Here is a 598-nt window from a genome sequence, read left to right on the forward strand (position 1 = left end):
ATTCCCCACTGCTGCCTCCCGTAGGAGTCTGGGCCGTGTCTCAGTCCCAGTGTGGCCGGTCGCCCTCTCAGGCCGGCTACCCGTCGACGCCTTGGTAGGCCATTACCCCACCAACAAGCTGATAGGCCGCGAGCCCATCCCCCACCGAAAAACTTTCCAACACCCGACATGCGTCGAGTGCTCGTATCCGGTATTAGACCCCGTTTCCAGGGCTTATCCCGAAGTGGAGGGCAGGTTGCTCACGTGTTACTCACCCGTTCGCCACTGATCCACCCAGCAAGCTGGGCTTCACCGTTCGACTTGCATGTGTTAAGCACGCCGCCAGCGTTCGTCCTGAGCCAGGATCAAACTCTCCGTGAAAGAGAGAAAACACCACACACCACCAGGGCGTGCGATGCCATATCGATACTGGCCAGACAAGCTAGCAAAAAAACTAGTTGTCCGATCCAAAGGAACCAATGAAGGTTCAAAATTTGGCATTGACTATCAAGCACACTGTTGAGTTCTCAAACAACCGACACACACCATCCGAAAGCCGGAACATCTGTCCCGACCCCGTCCGGGGCAACCCTTCAACCTTACCCGAACCGATCCGCCC

General features: G+C 56.7%; 1 rRNA gene. It reads right to left on the reverse strand.

What is annotated here, in order from left to right:
• A 16S ribosomal RNA gene (locus tag HLI28_RS00635) occupies positions 1 to 360 on the reverse strand; the annotation flags it as partial.
• Between the last annotated feature and the right edge of the window lie 238 nt (positions 361 to 598).

It is taken from the genome of Isoptericola sediminis, assembly GCF_013085345.1.
Classification (GTDB): Bacteria; Actinomycetota; Actinomycetes; order Actinomycetales; family Cellulomonadaceae; genus Isoptericola; species Isoptericola sediminis.